This is a genomic window from Nocardia fusca NBRC 14340, from assembly GCF_001618425.1.
Classification (GTDB): Bacteria; Actinomycetota; Actinomycetes; order Mycobacteriales; family Mycobacteriaceae; genus Nocardia; species Nocardia fusca.
This window is the reverse complement of sequence record NZ_BDCU01000095.1, coordinates 1-1,336: the sequence shown is the minus strand read 5'-3', so window position 1 is coordinate 1,336 and position 1,336 is coordinate 1. Positions and strand designations below refer to the sequence as shown.

The following is a 1,336-nucleotide window of genomic DNA, read 5'->3' as shown; positions in this document are numbered from 1 at the left end:
AGCGGTGGGGTGTAGCTGATGGGTTTTTGCTTTTGTAGAGGCTTGAAAGGACTGGCTGCCCTGCCGCGCTGGACGCTCCGGCTGCTGATTGAGAGCTTGTTGCGGGTCGTCGCTGTTTAGGGATCTGTCGGCGGGGTTGTCCACGGGCTGAAGCTGCGAAGTCAGGAGCAGGTGGGTGAATACTCGCCCGGAGATTTGGGTCGGAATCGATGTCGGCAAGACAGCGCATCACGCGTGTGCAGTCGACGAGACCGGCAAGACGGTGTTCAGCCAGAAACTCGGCAACGACCAGGCCGCGATCGAGGCGTTGATCGCCCGCGCCGGCCGGGCCGCCGACCGGGTGCGGTGGGCGATCGATCTGACCAGCCCGATGGCGTTGCTGCTGATCACCGTCCTGTTGGGTGCCGATCAGGCGGTGACATATGTGCCCGGCCGGGTGGTCAACACGATGACCCACGGATTCCGCGGTGAAGGCAAGACCGACGCCAAGGACGCGAAAGTGATCGCCGAGACCGCACGCATGCGCCGCGACCTCGGCCAGGTCGTGATGCCCGACGAGCTGGTGGTCGGATTGACCCAGTTGACCAGTTACCGCACCGATCTCATGTCCGATTGGGTGGCCGGGATCAACCGGCTGCGTTCGCTGCTCGGGTCGATCTTCCCCGCGCTCGAGGCCGCGTTCGACTACGCGAACCGGACCCCGTTGATCCTGGTCGCCGGGATGTGCACCCCTGCCGAGATTCGTGACGCCGGAATTAGCGGTGTCACAACATATCTCGCTGATAATGGTGCCTGGAAGCCGGGGATCGGCAAGACCGCGGTCGCCGCAGTCGATGCCGCGCAGCGGCAGACCCTGGCCCTGCCTGGCGAGGCCGACACCGCGATGCTGGTCAAACGCATCGCCCGCAAACTGCTGGATCTCGACCGCGAGATCAAGGACACCGACAAACTCATCACCACCCGATTCCGCGGGCACCCGTGGGCGCGCATCATCGAATCGCTGCCCGGGATGGGGCCGGGACTGGGGGCGGAATTCCTCGTCGGCACCGGCGGTGACCTGGCCGGTTTCGCCAGCGCGGGACGATTGGCATCCTACGCCGGCCTCGTTCCCGTTCCCCGTGATTCCGGACGGATCTCGGGCAACCTGCACCGGCCGAAACGCTACAACCGGCGCATGCGACGCGTGTTCTACATGGCCGCCCTGTCCAGCCTGCGCTACGACAACGGGCCGTCGCGGCGGTTCTACGACCGCAAACGCAGTGAACGACAGATCCATACCCAGGCCCTTCTAGCCCTGGCCCGGCGACTGGTCGACGTCCTGTGGGCACTGCTGCGC

1 protein-coding gene is annotated in these 1,336 nt (G+C 65.3%); it reads left to right on the top strand.

All coding sequences use genetic code 11. The features are described from left to right. Positions 1 to 175: 175 nt before the first annotated feature. Positions 176 to 1,336, top strand: a 1,161-nt coding sequence (locus NF4_RS35985; protein ID WP_063131852.1) for an IS110 family RNA-guided transposase, incomplete at its 3' end; no start/stop codon positions are given.